16 protein-coding genes are annotated in these 19,506 nt (G+C 62.8%); 1 reads left to right on the forward strand and 15 read right to left on the reverse strand.

What is annotated here, in order from left to right; all coding sequences use genetic code 11:
* Positions 1–17 precede the first annotated feature (17 nt).
* A complete protein-coding gene (locus KHO53_RS19885; protein ID WP_036994524.1) occupies positions 18–1,082 on the forward strand; it encodes an AI-2E family transporter in 1,065 nt (354 codons plus the stop codon).
* Here KHO53_RS19885 and KHO53_RS19890 read toward each other — a convergent pair.
* The 15 genes from KHO53_RS19890 to KHO53_RS19960 form a co-directional block, all read right to left on the reverse strand.
* Positions 1,079–3,151, reverse strand: a complete 2,073-nt coding sequence (locus KHO53_RS19890; protein ID WP_213570699.1) for a TonB-dependent receptor family protein — start codon at positions 3,149–3,151, stop codon at positions 1,079–1,081. The two genes, KHO53_RS19885 and KHO53_RS19890, sit on opposite strands and share 4 nt — an antisense overlap.
* A 210-nt stretch (positions 3,152–3,361) precedes the next feature.
* Positions 3,362–4,831: an NADH-quinone oxidoreductase subunit NuoN gene (gene nuoN / locus KHO53_RS19895; RefSeq protein WP_010220413.1), complete on the reverse strand. Its 1,470-nt coding sequence runs from the start codon at positions 4,829–4,831 to the stop codon at positions 3,362–3,364.
* A gap of 7 nt (positions 4,832–4,838) precedes the next feature.
* Entirely contained in the window at positions 4,839–6,371 is a 1,533-nt protein-coding gene (gene nuoM / locus KHO53_RS19900) for an NADH-quinone oxidoreductase subunit M (RefSeq protein ID WP_010220412.1), read from the reverse strand.
* A gap of 39 nt (positions 6,372–6,410) precedes the next feature.
* Positions 6,411–8,264 (reverse strand): NADH-quinone oxidoreductase subunit L, encoded by a 1,854-nt coding sequence (gene nuoL / locus KHO53_RS19905; protein ID WP_010220411.1) that lies wholly within the window; start codon positions 8,262–8,264, stop codon positions 6,411–6,413.
* On the reverse strand, positions 8,261–8,569 hold the full coding sequence (gene nuoK / locus KHO53_RS19910) for an NADH-quinone oxidoreductase subunit NuoK (protein WP_010220409.1): 309 nt from the start codon (positions 8,567–8,569) through the stop codon (positions 8,261–8,263). The genes nuoL and nuoK overlap by 4 nt, the downstream gene beginning before the upstream one ends.
* Positions 8,570–8,573: 4 nt before the next feature.
* On the reverse strand, positions 8,574–9,074 hold the full coding sequence (gene nuoJ, locus KHO53_RS19915; protein ID WP_010220408.1) for an NADH-quinone oxidoreductase subunit J: 501 nt from the start codon (positions 9,072–9,074) through the stop codon (positions 8,574–8,576).
* A gap of 9 nt (positions 9,075–9,083) precedes the next feature.
* Positions 9,084–9,632 (reverse strand): NADH-quinone oxidoreductase subunit NuoI, encoded by a 549-nt coding sequence (nuoI, locus tag KHO53_RS19920; protein ID WP_009400993.1) that lies wholly within the window; start codon positions 9,630–9,632, stop codon positions 9,084–9,086.
* Positions 9,633–9,643: 11 nt separating this feature from the next.
* The gene (gene nuoH / locus KHO53_RS19925; RefSeq protein ID WP_036994526.1) at positions 9,644–10,651 is read right to left on the reverse strand and encodes an NADH-quinone oxidoreductase subunit NuoH; all 1,008 of its coding nucleotides are present in this window, start codon (positions 10,649–10,651) and stop codon (positions 9,644–9,646) included.
* Complete coding sequence (nuoG, locus tag KHO53_RS19930; protein ID WP_010220404.1) at positions 10,648–13,362, reverse strand: NADH-quinone oxidoreductase subunit NuoG; 2,715 nt, start codon at positions 13,360–13,362, stop codon at positions 10,648–10,650. The genes nuoH and nuoG overlap by 4 nt, the downstream gene beginning before the upstream one ends.
* 133 nt (positions 13,363–13,495) lie before the next feature.
* On the reverse strand, positions 13,496–14,869 hold the full coding sequence (nuoF, locus tag KHO53_RS19935; protein WP_010220403.1) for an NADH-quinone oxidoreductase subunit NuoF: 1,374 nt from the start codon (positions 14,867–14,869) through the stop codon (positions 13,496–13,498).
* Positions 14,866–15,363: an NADH-quinone oxidoreductase subunit NuoE gene (gene nuoE, locus KHO53_RS19940; protein WP_010220402.1), complete on the reverse strand. Its 498-nt coding sequence runs from the start codon at positions 15,361–15,363 to the stop codon at positions 14,866–14,868. The genes nuoF and nuoE overlap by 4 nt, the downstream gene beginning before the upstream one ends.
* A 2-nt stretch (positions 15,364–15,365) precedes the next feature.
* Complete coding sequence (nuoC, locus tag KHO53_RS19945; RefSeq protein WP_010220400.1) at positions 15,366–17,147, reverse strand: NADH-quinone oxidoreductase subunit C/D; 1,782 nt, start codon at positions 17,145–17,147, stop codon at positions 15,366–15,368.
* 78 nt (positions 17,148–17,225) lie between these two features.
* Positions 17,226–17,903 carry an NADH-quinone oxidoreductase subunit B gene (locus KHO53_RS19950; RefSeq protein WP_010220398.1) on the reverse strand — a complete coding sequence of 226 codons (678 nt, stop codon included), beginning with the start codon at positions 17,901–17,903 and terminating at the stop codon, positions 17,226–17,228.
* A 10-nt stretch (positions 17,904–17,913) separates the two neighbouring features.
* Positions 17,914–18,327: an NADH-quinone oxidoreductase subunit A gene (locus KHO53_RS19955; protein ID WP_010220397.1), complete on the reverse strand. Its 414-nt coding sequence runs from the start codon at positions 18,325–18,327 to the stop codon at positions 17,914–17,916.
* Positions 18,328–18,685: 358 nt separating this feature from the next.
* Entirely contained in the window at positions 18,686–19,348 is a 663-nt protein-coding gene (locus tag KHO53_RS19960; protein WP_010220396.1) for a lysoplasmalogenase, read from the reverse strand.
* Between the last annotated feature and the right edge of the window lie 158 nt (positions 19,349–19,506).

A 19,506-nucleotide genomic window follows, 5' to 3' on the forward strand; every position in this document is an offset into this window, starting at 1 on the left:
CCGTACAAGGAGCGCACATGAACGAAACCGTCATGCAACACAAGGCGCTACTGGCGTTGCTGGTGCTGGTGACCATCGCCTTTGTCTGGATTCTCCTGCCATTCTATGGCGCCGTGTTCTGGGCGGTGATCCTCGGTATCGTCTTCGCCCCGCTGCAACGCCGCCTGTTGGCGCGCCTGGGCTGGCGGCGCAACCTGGCGGCCGGGCTGACTCTGTTCATCTGTCTGGTGATCGCAATCTTGCCGGTGATCATCATCAGTACCCTGCTGGTGCAGGAAGGCGCTGCGCTGTACAAGAGCATCGAGAGCGGCGAGCTGGACCTGGCCGGTTATATCGAGCGTTTCAAGAACATCCTTCCGGCCTTCGCGCAGAACTTTCTTGAGCGCATGGGCATGGGTGACCTGGCAGGCCTGCGCGACAAGATCGCCAAGGGCGCAATGCAGGGCAGCCAGTTCTTTGCCTCCCAGGCCTTCAGTTTTGGCCAGGGCACCTTCGATTTTCTGGTCAGCTTCGGCGTCATGCTCTACCTGCTGTACTTCTTCTTGCGTGATGGCGCCGAGCTGGTGCGCAAGATCCGCACGGCGGTGCCGCTGGCCGAGCAGCAGAAGCGTCGCCTGCAACTGAAGTTCAACCGCGTGGTGCGCGCCACGGTCAAAGGCAACCTGGTGGTGGCGGTGACCCAGGGCGCCCTCGGCGGCATCATTTTCTGGATTCTCGACATCCCCAGTGCCCTGGTCTGGGGGGTACTGATGACCTTCCTGTCGCTGCTGCCAGCGGTGGGCGCGGGGATCGTCTGGGCGCCGGTGGCGGTGTATTTCGTCGCTACCGGTGCGTTCTGGCAAGGCGCTGTGCTGACGGCCTACGGTGTGTTCGTGATCGGCCTGGTGGACAACGTGCTGCGCCCGATCCTGGTGGGCAAGGACACCAAGATGCCCGATTTCCTGATCCTGCTGTCCACCCTTGGCGGGTTGGCGGTATTCGGCCTCAATGGCTTTGTCATCGGCCCGCTGATCGCCGCGCTGTTCATCTCCAGCTGGGCGATCTTCGTCTCGACCAAGCCGCAGGTGCAATTGCCCAGTTAGCGGAAGCTGTACGACACCCCGGCGTAGACGCCGAAGCCTTCGCCCGGGGTCGAGCGGGCGGCGTCCGCCCCCTTGTCGTCGTAGCTCGGGGTAACGGTGGCGGCGTAGCGCTTGTTGGTCAGGTTGCGCAGGTCGAGCCAGGTTTGCCAGTCCTGTCTCGGCGAGTTGTAGCCCAGGGTGGCGCCGAGAATGGCATAGGCGTCGGCCGGGTAGCTGTTGGCGTAGTCGACCTGGACCTTGGACGCCATCTGCGTGTTGATCCCTGCATACAAGCCGCTGGGCAGGTCGAAGCGCAACTCGGCCTGGTAGTAGTGCATGGGGATGCCCGGCAGACGGTTGTCGCCAAACGTATCGTCGTCGCGGTAGTGGAAGTCGCTGAAGGTGTAGGCCTGGCGCAGGGACAGCTTGCCGACCGCGGCGCGCTCCCAGAGCAGGCTGTCGAGGCCCGCCTCGATGCCCTGGTGCACGGTTGGGCTGGCGTTGAACTCCTTGGCGGGCTGGCCTTGTACGATCTCCACGGCCAGCAGCTCATGGCGCACCTGCGAGTAGTACCAGGCCAGGTCCCAGCGACCGATGGACGACTCGCCGCGGGCACCCAGCTCCAGGGTGGTGGCGGTCTGGTTGTGCATTTCAATCGGTTGCGTGGCGCTGGTCGAGCTCCAGATCAGCGACCACGGGTGCGGCGGCTCCACCGAGCGGCTGAGGTTGCCATAGACCTGCAACTGCGGGCTGATGTCATAGCGCAGGCCCAGGCGCGGTGCGTAGTCCCAGTCACTCTGGCTGACCTTGCCGCCGTTGTCCGGATAGGTCACCGCGCTCTCGCGGCGAGTGTAGATCGCCGCCAGGCCGCTGGTCAGCCACAGGTCCGGGATCAGTTCCAGTTCGTTGCCAACATGCAGGACGCTGTCCGAACCCTGGTAGGTGAAGTCTCGGGTCCGGGTACCCACGGCTTTATTGTCATTAGAGGCTTCTGGTACACGGACGAACTCGGAGGCGCCGCTGTTGGGTAGGTGCTTGGTTGTTCGCCAACCCACGGTGGTCTTGCTCTCGTGGTCAAACAGAGTATCTCGGCGGACGTAGTTCAAGGTTCCGCTGACATCGGTGTAGGCGACTTTGAGGCGGTTAGGGCCTTCGCGAAGGTCCATCGGATAATCGTGATAAACAACGCCTGCTTCCAGGCGCGAGTCGTCGCCTAGGTAAAAGGTTGTTTTGTTCGCCAGCCAGGTGCTGCCTGGCTGTGGCCGGCTGGCATCGCGACGCAAATAGGCCGGGTTGGCCGCACGCGGATGGTGCTTGATCTGATCCTTGGTCAGGCGCCCGGCCAGGTCGTTCTCGGTTTCCCGGTAGCGCAGGTAGAAGCGGGTTTCCAGGTTCGGGTTGAAACGGTAGCCGACGTTGGCGGCGACGCCCTTGCTGCTGCCGCTGCTGTGATCCTGGTAGCCGTCGTATTCCGAATCGGTCAGCGCTACGTAGTAGTCCAGGTCACCCAATACCTGGCCGGAGCTGATCTGGCGCTTGGCGTAGCCGCGGCTGCCGAGCTCGTAGCGCAGTTGCAGCGGTGCGGCGTCGCGGCCGGTGTGGGAGATGTAGTCGATGGCGCCGCCCAGGGCCAGTGAACCCTTGTCGAAACCATTGGCGCCGCGCAGCACCTCGGCGCGGTTCAGCCACAGCGGTTCGAACAATTCATAAGGGGTGCCGCCGGGGCCGGTGAGCGGCAGGCCGTCGAACATCGTGTACACGCCCGAGCCATGGGCGCCGGGGGCGCGGTTGATGCCGGAGCCGCGGATCGACAGCTTGATGCCGTCGTTGCCGGCCGACTGGGCGAACACCCCCGGCTGGTAGGCCAGTACGTCCTGGTTACTGGCGCCCCGGCCTTGCTCCACTCGCTGCATGTCGATCAGGTTGCTGGCGCCGGGCACCTGCTGCAGGCGTTCGCGAGCGTCCTGCAGCTCGCTGTGTTCCTGTTCCTGGATCAGCACCTGGCCGAGTTCGATGCCATCGCCGGCCTGGGCCGACGCGGCACAGGAGATCAGCAAGGCGAGGGCGGAGCGGGGTAGGGTGGGGCGCATCGAGGGGGTTCCGGGACTGTGAGCGGGTATCTGACGTCGCAACTATCAGACGAAGCACAGTCGCCGATCTGTACCGGCCTCATCGCTGGCAAGCCAGCTCCCACAGGGTCATCACCAAATCCTGTGGGAGCTGGCTTGCCAGCGATGGTTGCAGAGCGGCCCAAAACAAAACACCCCGCCGAAGCGGGGTGTTTGTCAGTGCCTGATCGATCAACCGATCAGTTGCAGGCCTGCATGCTGGACCATGTCCAGCAGTGGCTGCGGGTACACACCCAGCACGAAGGCGAGGATGGCGATGGCCAGCAGCATGACGCCGCCGGTGCGCTGTTCCCAGTTCAGCGGGGCGTCGTGGCGACGCAGGTTTGGCTCGATCAGGAACAGGGTGACCATCACGCGCAGGTAGTAGAACACGCCGATGGCACTACCGATCACCAGGGCACCGACCAGCCACCACAGCTGCGACTCGACGCCGGTAGCGATGATGTAGAACTTGCCGATGAAGCCTGCGGTCAGTGGAATACCGGCCAGCGACAGCATCATCACGGTCAGCACCGCGGTCAGGTACGGACGGCGCCAGAACAGGCCGCGATACTCGTACAGGGCGTCAGCGTCGCGACCGTTGTATGGCGACGACATCAGGGTGATCACGCCGAAGGCACCGAGGCTGGTGATCACGTAGGTGACCAGGTACACGCCGATGGCTTCAACCGCCAGGCCCTTGCTTGCCACCAGGGCGATCAGCAGGTAACCGAAGTGGGCAATCGAGGAGTAACCGAGCAGACGCTTGAGGTTGCTCTGGGTCAGCGCCAGCAGGTTGCCGATCAGGATCGAGGCGACAGCGATAATCGACAGCACGGTGGTCAGCACGCCGCTGCTGGCAGCAGGGGAGAGCATGAACAGGCGCACCACGACGGCGAACACGGCAACCTTGCTGGCGGTGGCCAGGAAGGCGGCGACCGGTGCCGGAGCACCCTCGTAGACGTCCGGGGTCCACAGGTGGAACGGCACCAGCGACAGTTTGAAGGCCAGGCCGACCAGCATCATGCCCAGGCCCAGTTGGGCGAGCATGCTCGGCATGCTGGTGGTTGCCAGGGCCTTGCCGATGCCGTCGAAGCTCAGGCTGCCGGCGTCGGCATACAGCAGCGCCATGCCGAACAGCAGGAAGGCGGAACCGGCGGCCGAGAGCACCATGTATTTGATGCCGGCTTCCAGCGAGCGCTTGTTGAAGAAGGCATAGGCAACCAGGCCATAGACCGGTACCGACAGCAGTTCCAGGCCGATGAACAGGCCTGCCAGGTGCTGCGCGCTGACCAGTACCAGGCCGCCCAGGGCCGACATGAGGATCAGCAGGTACAGCTCTTCGCGGTTGCCTGGGTAGCCCTTGCCGCCATCACCCAAATACGCATGGGCGAGGGTGACGCAAGCCAGGGTGGCGACCAGGATCAGCGCCATGTACAGGCAGGCGAAGTTGTCGATGGTCAGCAGTGGGGTGACTGCCAGCGGCGCGACCTTCAGGGCCGGGATGATCGACAGCAGGGCCAGGTTCAGGCCCACGATAGACAGCAGGAAGGTTTGCGAGTGGTTGCGCCGCCAAGCGATCGCCAGCATCACCACAACTGTGGTGATGGTGGTGATCAGCAGCGGCGCAAGCGCGATAAAGTGTTGAATCGTCAGGTCCATAGCGCTCTTACCGGGCCGAAGCGAGTTGAGTGAAAGCGGTACCGAACCACTGCTGCACACCGCTCATGGTGGCGGCAGAAGTGTCCAGGAACGGCTGCGGGTAGATGCCCAGCAGGATCAGCAGGCCAGCCAGGCCCAGCACCATGATCATTTCGCGGGTGTCCATGCCAGCCAGGACTTCATCGGATTTGGCCGGGCCGAAGTAGGCGCGGTGAATCATGATCAGCGAGTACACCGAACCGAACACCAGGCCGCAAGTGGCGAGGACAGTGACCCATGGCGAAGCGACAAAGCTACCGATCAGGATCAGGAATTCGCCAACGAAGTTACCGGTGCCCGGCAGGCCCAGGGACGCGGCGGCGAAGAACAGGCTGATGGCCGGCAGGTAGGCGATGCGGTGCCACAGGCCACCCATCTGACGCATGTCACGGGTGTGCAGGCGCTCGTACAGCTGGCCGGCGAGGATAAAGAGTGCCGCAGCCGACAGGCCGTGAGCCAGCATCTGGATCACCGCACCTTGCAGCGCTTGCTGGCTGCCGGAGTAGATACCGATCAGCACGAAGCCCATGTGCGAAACGCTGGAGAAGGCGACCAGACGCTTGATGTCGGTCTGGGCGAACGCCAGGAAGGCACCGTAGAAAATCCCGATCAGACCCAGGGTCATGGCGATCGGCGCAAACTCGGCCGAGGCATTCGGGAACAGCGGCAGGGCGAAACGCAGCAGGCCGTAGGCCGCGGTCTTCAGCAAGATACCGGCAAGGTCGACGGAACCTGCGGTCGGTGCCTGGGCGTGAGCGTCAGGCAGCCAGGAATGGAACGGTACCACCGGCAGCTTGACCGCGAAGGCGATGAAGAAGCCGAGCATCAGCAGGTATTCGGTGCCAGCCGGCAGTTCGGCCTTGAGCAACTGGGTGTAGTCGAAGGTGATCACACCGGTGTTGCTGTAGTTGACCAGGACCAGGCCAAGGATCGCCACCAGCATGATCAGGCCGCTGGCCTGGGTGAAGATGAAGAACTTGGTCGCGGCGTAGATCCGGGTCTTCTTGCCGTCCGAGGAGCTGTGACCCCAGAGCGCGATGAGGAAATACATCGGCACCAGCATCATTTCCCAGAAGAAGAAGAACAGGAACAGGTCCAGGGCCAGGAACACACCGACCACGCCGCCGAGGATCCACATCAGGTTGAGGTGGAAGAAGCCGACGTGACGCTGGATCTCTTTCCAGGAGCACAGTACCGAAAGCACACCCAGCAGGCCGGTGAGCAGGATCATCAGCAGCGACAGGCCGTCGAGGGCCAGGTGCAGGCTGATGCCGAAGCGCTCGATCCACAGCACTTTGAATTCGACCGCCCACTCAGGCGCAGCGCCCGGTGCAGGGGCCAGGGTGTAGTCCCCGTTGGCCCACAGCCAGAGGCCGATACCAAGCAGCAGGGACATGGTCAGCAGCGCAATCCAGCGTGGCAGGGTGGCGCCGAAGCGCTCACCCAGCCAGCACAGCAGGCCGCCGATGAAGGGGATCAGGATCAGCCAAGGCAAAATCATGACGGGCTCAATTCCTTTCGCAAAGTCGCAAGGTTCATATCAGACCGCAGCCATTACAACGGCACCGAGCACAAGCACGGCACCTACGGCGATCGAAGCGGTGTACCAGCGCAGCTGACCGGTTTCGGTTTTGCTCATGGCGGCATGACCGCCCTTGGCCATACGCGGAATCAGGCCAATACTGCGGTCAACCGGATCCTTGCGCAGGATGTGGGCGATCAGCAGGTAAGGTTTGACGAACAGCTTGTCGTAGATCCAGTCGAAGCCCCAGGCGGCGAACCACCAGGCCGACAGCACGCGACCGATGCCGCTGCTGGCAATCGCGGTGACCAGGCGACGCTTGCCCAGGAACAGCACCGCGGCCAGCAGGATACCGGCAATGGCGATGGCGCCCGAGGCGATTTCCAGGCTGTGCTTGGCTTCGCCGCCGGCATGGCCGACGCTCTGCGGCAGCACGCCCGCCAGTGGTGGATGAATCCAGGCACCGACGAAGGTCGACAGCACGATCAGCACGCCCAGCGGCAGCCAGTGGGAAATCCCGTGGCCGGCGTGAGCTTCGGTCTTGGCTTCGCCGTGGAAGGCGATGAAGATCAGGCGGAAGGTGTACAGCGAGGTCATGAAGGCACCGACCAGGCCGGCGTACAGCAGACCGTTGTTGCCGCTGGCAAAGGCTTCCCAGAGGATCTCGTCCTTGGAGTAGAAGCCTGCGGTCAGCAGCGGCAGGGCAGCCAGGGCGGCACCACCGACGATGAAGCTGGCATACGCCAATGGCAGTTTCTTCCACAGGCCGCCCATCTTGAAGATGTTCTGCTCGTGGTGGCAGGCAACGATCACCGCACCGGAAGCAAGGAACAGCAGGGCCTTGAAGAAGGCGTGGGTCATCAGGTGGAAGATCGCGCCTTCCCAGGCACCAACGCCCAGGGCCAGGAACATGTAGCCGATCTGGCTCATGGTCGAGTAGGCGAGGATACGCTTGATGTCGGTCTGTACCAGGGCGGCAAAACCGGCCAGCACCAGGGTCACGCCGCCAACCACACCGACCAGGTGCAGGATGTCGGGAGCCAGGGCGAACAGGCCGTGGGTACGGGCAATCAGGTAGACGCCAGCGGTCACCATGGTTGCCGCGTGGATCAGTGCCGAAACCGGAGTAGGGCCGGCCATCGCGTCGGCAAGCCAGGTCTGCAGCGGCAGCTGGGCGGATTTACCGACCGCACCACCGAGCAGCATCAGGGTCGCCAGGACCATCCAGAAATCACCCGCCTGGAACTTCTGCGGTGCCAGTACCAGCAGCTCCTGCACGTTCAGGGTGCCGAGCTGGGCGAACAGGATGAACAGGCCGATGGCCATGAACACGTCGCCGATACGGGTAACGATGAAGGCCTTGAGTGCGGCGTTACCGTTGTTGCGGTTGCTGTAGTAGAAACCGATCAACAGGTACGAGCACAGGCCCACGCCTTCCCAACCGAAGTAGATGAACAGCAGGTTGTCGCCCAGCACCAGGAACAACATGCTGGCAATGAACAGGTTGGTGTAGGCGAAGAAGCGCGAGTAGCCGGCTTCACCACGCATGTACCAGGAGGCGAACAGGTGGATCAGAAAGCCCACACCGGTGACCACGCCGAGCATGGTGATCGACAGACCATCCACGTACAGGGTGAAGTTCGGTGTAAAGCGGTCCACCGACATCCACTGCCACAGCAGCTGGCTGTACGCGCCGCCATCCGGCGGGGCGACGTTGAACTGCCAGATCACGTAGGCGGCCACGGCGGCCGAGAGGCCCACCGAACCGACGCCGACCAGCGCCGACAGGTTCTCGGACCAGCGACCGCGCGAGAACGACAGCAGCAGGAAGCCGATCAGGGGGAATACGAACGTCAGGAAGATAAGGTTCATCCGCGCATCTCACTGGCTGCATCGATGTCGAGAGTGTGGAAGCGGCGATACAGCTGCAGCAGGATCGCCAGGCCGATACTGGCCTCGGCGGCTGCCAGGCTGATCACCAGGATGAACATGATCTGTCCATCCGGCTGCGCCCAACGGCTACCGGCGACAATGAACGCCAGTGCCGAAGCGTTCATCATGATTTCCAGGCTCATCAACACGAAAAGAATGTTGCGGCGCACCATCAGGCCGACAAGGCCGAGGCAGAACAGGATGCCGGCGACTGCCAGGCCATGCTCGAGAGGAATTGCAGACATGTGATTACTCCTTCGCCTCGTTGCGGCCGAGGTGGAAAGCCGTCACTGCTGCGGCAAGCAGCAGCATCGAGGCCAGTTCCACCACCAGCAGGTAAGGACCATACAGGCTGATGCCGACGGCCTTGGCGTCAACGGTAGTGTGGCCAATGCCGCCGCCGCTTTCGCTGGCGAACAGCACGTACAGCAGCTCGACCAGCAGCAGTGCGCCAAGCACCACCGGGCCAAGCCAGATGCCCGGCTTGAGCCAGCCACGTTCCTGGGCGACCGAAGCCGGCCCGAGGTTGAGCATCATCACCACGAAGACGAACAGCACCATGATGGCGCCAGCGTAGGCGATCACTTCCAGAACACCGGCGAACGGAGCGCCGAGGGCGAAGAAGGTCATCGCCACGGAGATCAGCGAAATGATCAGGTAGAGCAGGGCGTGCACGGGGTTGGTGTTGGTGATCACCCGAAGGGTGGACACCACAGCGACACCGGATGCGAAATAGAAAGCGAATTCCATCTTTCTTCCTTAAGGGAGCAAGCTCTTCACGTTGATCGGCTCGGCTTCGTTCTGCGCGGCGCCTTTCGGCTTGCCGGCAACAGCCATACCTGCAACACGGTAGAAGTTGTAGTCAGGGTTCTTGCCGGGGCCGGAGATCAGCAGATCTTCTTTCTCGTACACCAGGTCCTGACGTTTGAACTCGGCCATCTCGAAATCCGGCGTGAGCTGGATCGCGGTGGTCGGGCAGGCTTCCTCGCAGAGGCCGCAGAAAATGCAACGGGAGAAGTTGATGCGGAAGAACTCCGGGTACCAACGACCGTCTTCTGTTTCGGCTTTCTGCAGCGAGATGCAACCGACCGGGCACGCCACGGCACACAGGTTGCACGCTACACAGCGCTCTTCGCCATCCGGGTCGCGGGTCAGGACGATGCGGCCACGGTAGCGTGGCGGCAGGTAGACCGGCTCTTCGGGGTATTGCAGGGTGTCACGTTTGCGAAAACCGTGAGAGAACACCATCACCAGGCTGCGCAGCTGGGTGCCTGTGCCCTTAACGATGTCGCCAATATACTTGAACATGGGTCAAATCCTCACTGGGCCGCAACAGCTGGCGTGTTGAGCAACACGAGCGCAGCGGTCACCAGCAAATTGATCAGGGTCAGCGGCAGGCAGAACTTCCAGCCGAAGTCCATCACCTGGTCATAGCGTGGGCGCGGGATCGAGGCGCGCAGCAGGATGAACAGCATGATGAAGAACGCGGTCTTCAGGGCGAACCAAATGAACGGGATCTGCGGCAGGATGCCGAACGGACCGTGCCAGCCACCGAAGAACAGGGTCACCAACAGCGCCGAGACCAGGATGATGCCGATGTATTCACCGACGAAGAACATGCCCCACTTCATGCCGGCATATTCAATGTGGTAACCATCGGCCAGTTCCTGTTCCGCTTCCGGCTGGTCGAAGGGGTGACGGTGAGTCACGGCGACGCCTGCGATGAAGAAGGTGCAGAAACCGAAGAACTGCGGAATGATGAACCACAGGTTCTGGGCCTGGTAGTCGACGATGTCGCGCATGTTGAACGAGCCAGCCTGGGCAACGATGCCCATCAGCGCCAGGCCCATGAACACTTCGTACGACACGGTCTGGGCCGAGGCCCGCAGGCTGCCGAGCAGGGCGTACTTGTTGTTCGACGACCAGCCGGCGAACAGTACGGCGTACACCGACAGACCGGCCATGGCGAAGAAGAACAGCACGCCGATGTTCAGGTCCGCGACACCCCAGGTCGGGGTGATCGGGATGATCGCGAAGGCGATCAGCAAGGCGCTCATGGCCACCACCGGCGCCAGGGTGAAGATCACCTTGTCGACGAAGGGCGGGTTCCAGTCTTCCTTGAAGAACATCTTCAGCATGTCGGCAGCGATCTGGAACATGCCGAACGGGCCGACGCGGTTCGGACCGTAACGGTCCTGCCACCAGCCCAGCAGGCGCCGCTCGACGAAGCTGAGCAGCGCACCGCAGACCACCACGGCCAGCAAGACCACGACGGCCTTGATGACGGTGATGATCACATCGATCACTTCAGGGGTGAACCAGGTCATTGTGCTGCCTCCTGCAGGCCTTCGACGGATGCACCGAAGATGGCTGGCGGAATGCCGGCCAGGCCTTTCGGCAGGGCAACCAGGCCTGCGCCCAGTTCTTCATTGATGCGCAGCGGCAGCCGCAGGGTCTGGCCTGCCACGGTCAGGCTAAGCATGGCGCCGTCGTTGACACCCAGGCGGTCGGCTTCGGACTTGGCCAGGGCCACGTAGGCCGCTGGGATGCGCTCTTGCACCGGGGCGGCGCGCGAGGAGTTCTCTTCGCTGCCGAACAGGTGGTAGAACGGCACCGCTTGCCAGGTGCCACGGGCCGGGGCGAAGGCCGCCGGTACGCTGGCGAACCAGTTCAGCTTGTCGCCCTGGGTTTCGATCAGGCGGGTGCCCGGGTCGCCTGCGCGCAGGTGACCGCCGACCTCGTCCTGGAACTTGTTCCAGGCTTGCGGCGAGTTCCAGCCCGGCGACCAGGCGAACGGCACTTGCGAGCGCGGTTCGGCCGAACCCGAGTAACCTTCCATCGAGAAGGCGAACGCGGAGTCTTTGTCTTGCGGGGTACGCGGCTCGTGCACGCTGATGTCGGCGCGCATGGCAGTACGGCCGGAGTAGCGCAGCGGCTCACGCGCAAGCTTCATGCCCTTGATGCGGAACGAAGCGGACGGTGCGGCGTTGACGATGCCGGTCAGTTGCGGCGCGGCAGCGGCGCAGGCGTTGGTAACGTGATCCAGCTGGGTCCAGTCGACCGGCTTGTTGAGCAGGGTGGCACGCAGGGCGTGCATCCAGCGCCAGCCTTCGTGAACCAGGATGCTGCTGTCCAGGTAGGTAGGGTCGAACACCTGGAAGAAGCGCTGGGCACGGCCTTCCTGGCTGACCAGGGTACCGTCGCCTTCGGCAAACGATGCAGCTGGCAGCACCAGGTGGGCGCGGTCGGTAGTGGCGGTCTTCTGGTGATCGGCAACGATGACTACTTTGGCAGCGGCCAGGGCAGCGTCGACCTTGGCAGCGCAGACGCGGCTGTACAGGTCGTTTTCCATCACGACGATGGCGTCGGCCTTGCCTTCGATCACCGCATCCAGGGCGGCATCGATCGACTCGCCGCCGAGCATGGCCAGGCCGAGGCTGTTGGCCTCAGGGACCACCAGGCTCAGCGAGCCGTTCTTCTCGCGCAGCTTCAGGGCCTTGGCGATGTTGGCCGCCGCCTCGATCAGGGCGTTGGAGCCCAGCGAGGTACCGGCAACCACCAGCGGACGGTTGGCGGTAACCAGGGCGTCGGCGATGCGCTTGGCCAGGGCCAGGGCTTCGGCGTCCAGGCCTTCGACGGCTGGCGCGCTCGGGTCGATGGCGTGAGCCACGGCAAAACCGATGCGGGCGAGGTCGTCCGGCGCTGCGTGCACGCACTCTTCGGCCACGTCATCGAGCTTGGTTTCGGCCAGGCTTGCGATAAACAGCGGGTACATGGCGTGCTGGCCGATGTTCTTCACCGCGGCGTCGAGCCAAGGCTGAACACGCATGGCATCGGCCATGGCTTCGGCCTTGCCCTTGACCGACTGGCGCAGGGCCAGGGCGACACGGGCGGCGGTCTGGGTCAGGTCTTCGCCGAGGACGAATACCGCGTCATGGTCTTCCATGTCGCGCAGGGTCGGGACCGGCAGCGGGCTGTCGTTGAGTACTTGCAGGGCCAGGCGCACGCGGGCCAGCTCACCGGCTTCCATACCCGAGTAGAAGTGCTCGGCGCCGACCAGCTCGCGCAGGCCATAGTTGCTTTCGAGGCTGGCGCGCGGCGAGCCGATACCGACGATGTTGCGCCCGCGCAGCATGTCCGCGGCCTTGTCCAGGGCGGCATCCAGGCTCAGCTTGGTGCCGTCGGCCAGCAGCGGCTGACGTGGACGGTCGGTGCGGTTGACGTAGCCATAGCCGAAGCGGCCACGGTCGCAGAGGAAGTACTGGTTGACCGAACCATTGAAGCGGTTTTCGATCCGGCGCAGTTCGCCGTAACGCTCACCCGGGCTGATGTTGCAACCGCTGGAGCAGCCATGGCAGATGCTTGGGGCAAACTGCATGTCCCATTTGCGGTTGTAGCGCTCGGAGTGGGTCTTGTCGGTGAACACACCGGTCGGGCAGACCTCGGTGAGGTTGCCGGAGAACTCGCTCTCGAGGGTGCCGTCTTCAACGCGACCGAAGTAGACGTTGTCGTGGGCACCGAACACGCCCAGGTCGGTACCGCCGGCGTAGTCCTTGTAGTAACGCACGCAACGGTAGCAGGCGATGCAGCGGTTCATCTCGTGGGAGATGAACGGGCCGAGCTCCTGGTTCTGGTGGGTACGCTTGGTGAAACGGTAGCGGCGCTCGTTGTGGCCGGTCATTACCGTCATGTCTTGCAGGTGGCAGTGACCGCCTTCCTCGCACACCGGGCAGTCGTGCGGGTGGTTGGTCATCAGCCATTCGACGACGCTGGCACGGAATACCTTGGCTTCTTCGTCTTCGATGGAGATCCAGCTGCCATCGGAGGCAGGGGTCATGCAGGACATGACGATACGACCACGGGTGTCGTTCTCGTCGGTGTACTGCTTGACCGCGCACTGGCGGCAGGCGCCGACGCTACCGAGCGCCGGGTGCCAGCAGAAATAGGGGATGTCGAGGCCGAGCGACAGACACGCCTGTAACAGGTTGTCTGCGCCGTTGACTTCGAGCTCTTTGCCGTCTACGTGGATAGTGGCCATGGTTCAAAGTTCTTCGTTGGCCCGCGTCTGCGGGCGTGGCTAATGGAAATCTGTGTGCCTGCAGCCCGCTACAGGTGTCCCCGGGCGAGCTGGGCAGGCAGCGGGCGGCACGGACCGCCCGCGTTGTTATTCGTTATGCGCCGACGACGATCGGCTTCGCCAGGTCCGGGCGCAGGCCGGCAGCGGCAGCGACCGGTGCCTGGGCGGCAATGCCAGCCTCGAACTCAGGGCGGAAGTACTTGATCGCGCTACCCAGCGGCTCAACGGCGCCCGGTGCGTGTGCACAGAAGGTCTTGCCTGGGCCGAGGAAGCCGACCAGACCCAGCAGGGTCTCGATGTCGCCCTGCTGGCCCTGGCCTTTTTCGAGGGCGCGCAGGAGCTTGACGCTCCACGGCAGGCCGTCGCGGCACGGGGTGCAGAAGCCACAGGATTCACGGGCAAAGAACTCTTCCATGTTGCGCAGCAGCGAGACCATGTTGATGCTGTCGTCCACGGCCATGGCCAGGCCGGTTCCCATGCGGGTGCCGACCTTGGCGATGCCACCGGCGTACATTTGTGCATCCAGGTGCTCGGGCAGCAGGAAACCGGTACCGGCGCCGCCTGGCTGCCAGCACTTGAGCTTGAAGCCATCGCGCATGCCGCCGGCGTAGTCTTCGAACAGCTCGCGGGCAGTGACGCCGAACGGCAGCTCCCACAGGCCAGGGTTCTTGACCTTGCCGGAGAAGCCCATCAGCTTGGTGCCGTGGTCTTCACTGCCTTCGCGGGCCAGCGACTTGTACCAGTCGATGCCGTTGCCGACGATGGCCGGCACGTTGCACAGGGTCTCGACGTTGTTCACGCAGGTCGGCTTGCCCCACACGCCAACGGCGGCAGGGAAGGGCGGCTTGGAGCGCGGGTTGGCGCGGCGGCCTTCGAGGGAGTTGATCAGCGCGGTTTCTTCACCGCAGATGTAGCGCCCGGCACCGGTGTGGACGAACAGCTCGAAGTCAAAGCCGCTGCCGAGGATGTTCTTGCCCAGCAGGCCTGCAGCCTTGGCTTCCTCGACCGCGCGGTTGAGGTTGCGCGCTGCGGTGGTGTATTCGCCACGCAGGAAGATATAACCGCGGTAGGCTTTCAGCGCGCGGGCGCTGATCAGCATGCCTTCGATCAGCAGATGGGGCTGTTGCTCCATCAGCATGCGGTCTTTCCAGGTGTTGGGTTCCATTTCGTCCGCATTGCACAGCAGGTAGCGGATGTTCATGGATTCGTCTTTGGGCATCAGGCCCCATTTGACGCCGGTGGGGAAGCCCGCACCGCCACGGCCCTTGAGGCCGGAATCTTTAACGGTCTGGACGATATCGTCCTGGGACATTTGCGCCAGGGCCTTGCGGGCGGCGGCGTAGCCGTCCTTGGCCTGGTACTCGTCGAGCCAGACCGGCTCGCCGTCGTCACGCAGGCGCCAGGTCAGCGGATGGGTCTCGGCCGAACGCGCAATGCGGTTGGCCGGGCCGAAGGAAGTGATGGTCATGCGTAACCCTCCAGCAGTTTGGCGACGCCAGCAGGCTGCACGTCGCCAAAAGTGTCGTCGTCGATCATCAGCGCCGGGGCCTTGTCGCAGTTACCCAGGCAGCACACCGGCAGCAGGGTGAAACGCCCGTCCGCGGTGGTCTGGCCAAGGCCGATGCCCAGCTCGCTCTGGATCTGGCTGACCACCGACTCGTGGCCGCCGATGTAGCAGACCATGCTGTCGCAGACGCGGATGATGTGCCGGCCAACCGGCTGACGGAAGATCTGACTATAGAAGGTGGCCACGCCTTCGACGTCGCTGGCAGGAATGCCGAGCACTTCGCCGATGGCATAGATGGCGCCGTCCGGCACCCAGCCGCGTTCCTTCTGGACGATCTTCAGGGCTTCGATGGACGCCGCGCGCGGGTCCTCGTAGTGATGCATCTCGTGCTCGATGGCCGAGCGCTCGGTTTCGCTCAGGGCGAAACGGTCGGTTTGGATAAGCGTGCTGTTCATGCTTAGCGGTCCACGTCAGCCATAACGAAGTCGATACTGCCCAGGTACGCAATGAGGTCCGCGACCATGCTGCCGCGGATCACCGATGGGATCTGCTGCAGGTGCGGGTAGCTCGGGGTACGGATCCGGGTGCGGTAGCTCATGGTGCCGCCGTCGCTCGTCAGGTAGTAACTGTTGATGCCCTTGGTCGCCTCGATCATCTGGAAGGATTCGTTGGCCGGCATGACCGGGCCCCACGAAACCTGCAGGAAGTGAGTGATCAGGGTTTCGATGTGCTGCAGGGTGCGCTCTTTCGGCGGCGGCGTGGTCAGCGGGTGATCCGCCTTGTACGGGCCTTCCGGCATGTTGCGCAGGCACTGGTCGATGATGCGGATACTCTGGCGCATTTCCTCGACACGGACCATGCAGCGATCGTAGGCATCGCCGTTGTGGGCCAGGGGTACTTCGAACTCGAAGTTCTCGTAGCCGGAGTAAGGGCGGGCCTTGCGCAGGTCGAAGTCAAGACCGGTGGAACGCAGGCCGGCACCGGTGACGCCCCATTCCAGGGCCTCTTTGGTGTTGTACTGGGCAACGCCGATGGTCCGGCCCTTGAGGATGCTGTTCTGCAGGGCGGCCTTGGTGTACTCGTCGAGGCGCTTTGGCAGCCAGTCGACGAAGTCCTTCACCAGTTTTTCCCAGCCGCGCGGCAGGTCGTGGGCAACACCACCGATGCGGTACCATGCCGGGTGCAGACGGAAGCCGGTGATGGCTTCGATCACGGTGTAGGCGCGCTGACGGTCGGTGAAGGTGAAGAACACCGGGGTCATGGCACCGACGTCCTGGATGTAGGTACCCAGGAACAGCAGGTGGCTGGTGATGCGGAAGAACTCGGCGAGCATGATGCGGATCACGTCGACCTTCTGCGGCACCTGGATGCCGGCCAGCTTCTCCACCGCCAGTACGTACGGCAGGTTGTTCATCACCCCGCCGAGGTAGTCGATACGGTCGGTGTAGGGGATGAAGCTGTGCCAGGACTGACGCTCGGCCATTTTCTCGGCACCACGGTGGTGGTAGCCGATGTCCGGGACGCAGTCGACGATCTCTTCGCCGTCCAGCTGCAGGACGATACGGAAGGCACCGTGGGCCGAAGGGTGGTTCGGGCCCAGGTTGAGGAACATGTAGTCCTCGTTGGTGCCCTGGCGCTTCATGCCCCAGGCTTCAGGGTTGAAGCGCGCGGCCTCTTCCTCGAGCTGCTGCTTGGCCAGGGTCAGGCTGTACGGATCGAATTCGGTGGCGCGGGCAGGGTAGTCCTTGCGCAGCGGGTGACCTTCCCAGGTCGGTGGCATCATGATCCGGGTCAGGTGCGGGTGGCCGGCAAAGTCGATGCCGAACATGTCCCAGACTTCACGCTCGTACCAGTTGGCGTTGGGCCAGATGCCGGTGACGGTCGGCAGGTTCAGGTCGCCTTCGCTCAAGGCCACCTTGATCATCACGTCGCTGTTCCGCTCCACCGACAGCAGGTGGTAGAAGACGCTGAAGTCGGCGCCCGGCAGGCCGCGGCGCTGGGTGCGCAGGCGCTCGTCGACGCCGTGCAGGTCGTAGAGCATGCTGTACGGCTTGGCGACATTGCGCAGGAAACCCAGCACGTCCTTGAGTTTTTCGCGGGTAACCCAAAGCACCGGCATGCCGGTGCGGGTTTCCTGGGCGACGAACGCTTCGGGGCCGAATTTGTTGTTCAGTTCGACGACCACATCCTGGTCGTCAGCCTTGTAAGGCGGGATATAAATAGCGGTGTCCGCTGTCATGGTCTCGGTCGCTTTCGGTCAACGTAGAGAATGAAGCCAGGCTGCCTGTCGCGCATGCGCAGGCAACAGGTCGCTGGATCAGACTTCGTCGGGGCTGCGCAGGTTGGTGACCTGGATGCGCTGTTCACGGCGTTGCTCTTTCTGCGACGGCATCTCGGCACGGTAAATGCCTTGATCGCCGACAACCCAGGAAAGAGGACGACGCTCCTGGCCAATCGACTCCTGCAACAGCATCAGGCCTTGCAGGAAGGCTTCAGGGCGAGGCGGGCAGCCAGGCACGTAGACATCCACGGGGAGGAACTTGTCGACCCCCTGAACGACCGAGTAAATGTCGTACATGCCGCCGGAGTTGGCGCACGAGCCCATGGAAATGACCCACTTGGGCTCGAGCATCTGCTCGTACAGGCGCTGGATGATCGGCGCCATCTTGATGAAGCAGGTGCCGGCGATGACCATGAAGTCGGCCTGGCGCGGCGAAGCCCGGATGACTTCGGCGCCAAAGCGGGCGATGTCGTGGGGCGCCGTGAAGGCCGTGGTCATTTCCACGTAGCAGCAGGAGAGGCCGAAGTTGTACGGCCACAGGGAGTTCTTACGCCCCCAGTTGACCGCGCCACTGAGCACATCTTCAAGTTTGCCCATGAAGATGTTCTTGTGGACCTGGTCCTCTAGCAGCGAATCGGAGACGGTTTCCCGCTCTCCGATTGGATATTGCTCGTTGGGAGCATCCGGGTCGATTCTGGTGAGATTGTATTGCATTGCCAAAGCCTCATTGTTTCAGCTTCGCTTGCCGCTTGCGACGACCTTCGGGAGCCCAATCAAGTGCCCCGACGCGCCATAGGTAGACAAGACCTGCCAACAGAATTGCTATGAAAACGAGTGCTTCGACGAATCCGGTCCAGCCGCTTTCGCGGACGGACACAGACCATGCAAAGAGAAAGAGGGCTTCGATATCGAAGATCACGAACAGCATCGCGACCAGATAGAATTTGGCTGACAGGCGCAAGCGGGCGCCGCCAGTGGGCAGCATGCCGGACTCGAAGGGTTCGTTCTTGCTGCGGCCCCAGGCCTTGCTGCCGAGCAGGGCGGACAGACCGAGCATGAAGGCGCACAGGCCTACGACACCCAAAAGGAAAATGGCAAAGCCCCAGTTGTGGGCGATGAGTCCTGTCGAATCGGGCATGCTGAAAATCCTTATACAGAGACCAGGCTCTGCGGCTTGAAAAGAAGTAGAGCAGTGACGATATGTCGCAGCGGAATCTATCGCGCTGATTTTATGGGTAAACCCGGTGCAAGTAAAATTTCTGCAGCAAATTTATTCGTAAGATTAAGAACAAAAATCTTTCGTAACAGGCTGCAGGCCACGTGGAACGGGCATTGCCCCGGGTTCTGTTAATTATGTTTCTTGCAACGCGTAATGAACCCGCAACTTCGTAATGATAATTAATATCATTTGAGGGTGCGCGATTAGCCCTACTGTTCGAGTCAACTACAAAGTTGTGCAACATAGGCGTCACCTGCAAGTTTCCACACCTTGTGTTTTAACCTGTTTTTTCTTGCCTTGCCGCGCTCTGGATCAAGGCTTTTGCCGATTGCCTGGTGTAGGCCGAGGCGGCGATAGCCCACTGGCCCAGCCAGTAGGCGAGGATAATCAGGTACTGGGCGGCAGCGAACGGGCTGACGAAGCGGTCGATCCCGATCAGGCTGTCGGAAAACACAAACGCCAGCGCGCCCAGCGCCGCCAGGCCGCCACAGGCCAGGGCGCGCCAGAGCATGGCGCTGATGGCCAGGGCATAAACGCTGACCGGAATCAGCAATTCACCCAGGCCGGAACTGATCAGCAGCCCCAGCAGCGCCGCACCGACAATCGCCGAACCCAACAGCGCAGCGGGCGCCAGTTGGCGGTTCTCGCCCAGGTAGCCGCGCAGATAGGCCAGGTGTGCACAGAGAAAGGCCGCCAGGCCAAACACGAACAGGTCGCCAGGCACGGCCAGCAGAATGTCGCCAAGCAGTGAGAAACCCAGGCCAATAATGATCCAGCGCCGGTAGGCGGTGGGCTCGGCGCTACTCAGCCAGCAGATCAGCGCCAGCACCGGGATCGGTTTGACCGCCAGGCCCAGCAGCGCGTTGCCGCTGGCCAGTGCATATAGATAGAAGGCAGCGCCCGGCAGGGCCAGGCAGAGCAGGGTGACAGGGCGGGGCATGGCCGATCCTTGGTGTTGTTGTGCACCTAGCATAGCCAATGGCAATTAATAAGGAAGCCCTGTGCATTTGCTGGGGACCCTATCGCTGGCACCACCAAGTCCTGATAAAAAACAAAACCCGGAGCCCCATCACAGGCCCCGGGTTTTGCGTGTTACCC

The organism is Pseudomonas sp. RC2C2 (genome assembly GCF_018390435.1).
GTDB lineage: Bacteria > Pseudomonadota > Gammaproteobacteria > Pseudomonadales > Pseudomonadaceae > Aquipseudomonas > Aquipseudomonas donghuensis.

What these genes read in the sequence shown, in the direction of transcription:
- KHO53_RS19885 (WP_036994524.1), top strand. Translation starts at nt 18, where the DNA reads ATGAACGAAACCGTCATGCAACACAAGGCGCTACTGGCGTTGCTGGTG.
- KHO53_RS19890 (WP_213570699.1), bottom strand. Translation starts at nt 3,151, where the DNA reads ATGCGCCCCACCCTACCCCGCTCCGCCCTCGCCTTGCTGATCTCCTGT.
- nuoN (WP_010220413.1), bottom strand. Translation starts at nt 4,831, where the DNA reads ATGGACCTGACGATTCAACACTTTATCGCGCTTGCGCCGCTGCTGATC.
- nuoM (WP_010220412.1), bottom strand. Translation starts at nt 6,371, where the DNA reads ATGATTTTGCCTTGGCTGATCCTGATCCCCTTCATCGGCGGCCTGCTG.
- nuoL (WP_010220411.1), bottom strand. Translation starts at nt 8,264, where the DNA reads ATGAACCTTATCTTCCTGACGTTCGTATTCCCCCTGATCGGCTTCCTG.
- nuoK (WP_010220409.1), bottom strand. Translation starts at nt 8,569, where the DNA reads ATGTCTGCAATTCCTCTCGAGCATGGCCTGGCAGTCGCCGGCATCCTG.
- nuoJ (WP_010220408.1), bottom strand. Translation starts at nt 9,074, where the DNA reads ATGGAATTCGCTTTCTATTTCGCATCCGGTGTCGCTGTGGTGTCCACC.
- nuoI (WP_009400993.1), bottom strand. Translation starts at nt 9,632, where the DNA reads ATGTTCAAGTATATTGGCGACATCGTTAAGGGCACAGGCACCCAGCTG.
- nuoH (WP_036994526.1), bottom strand. Translation starts at nt 10,651, where the DNA reads ATGACCTGGTTCACCCCTGAAGTGATCGATGTGATCATCACCGTCATC.
- nuoG (WP_010220404.1), bottom strand. Translation starts at nt 13,362, where the DNA reads ATGGCCACTATCCACGTAGACGGCAAAGAGCTCGAAGTCAACGGCGCA.
- nuoF (WP_010220403.1), bottom strand. Translation starts at nt 14,869, where the DNA reads ATGACCATCACTTCCTTCGGCCCGGCCAACCGCATTGCGCGTTCGGCC.
- nuoE (WP_010220402.1), bottom strand. Translation starts at nt 15,363, where the DNA reads ATGAACAGCACGCTTATCCAAACCGACCGTTTCGCCCTGAGCGAAACC.
- nuoC (WP_010220400.1), bottom strand. Translation starts at nt 17,147, where the DNA reads ATGACAGCGGACACCGCTATTTATATCCCGCCTTACAAGGCTGACGAC.
- KHO53_RS19950 (WP_010220398.1), bottom strand. Translation starts at nt 17,903, where the DNA reads ATGCAATACAATCTCACCAGAATCGACCCGGATGCTCCCAACGAGCAA.
- KHO53_RS19955 (WP_010220397.1), bottom strand. Translation starts at nt 18,327, where the DNA reads ATGCCCGATTCGACAGGACTCATCGCCCACAACTGGGGCTTTGCCATT.
- KHO53_RS19960 (WP_010220396.1), bottom strand. Translation starts at nt 19,348, where the DNA reads ATGCCCCGCCCTGTCACCCTGCTCTGCCTGGCCCTGCCGGGCGCTGCC.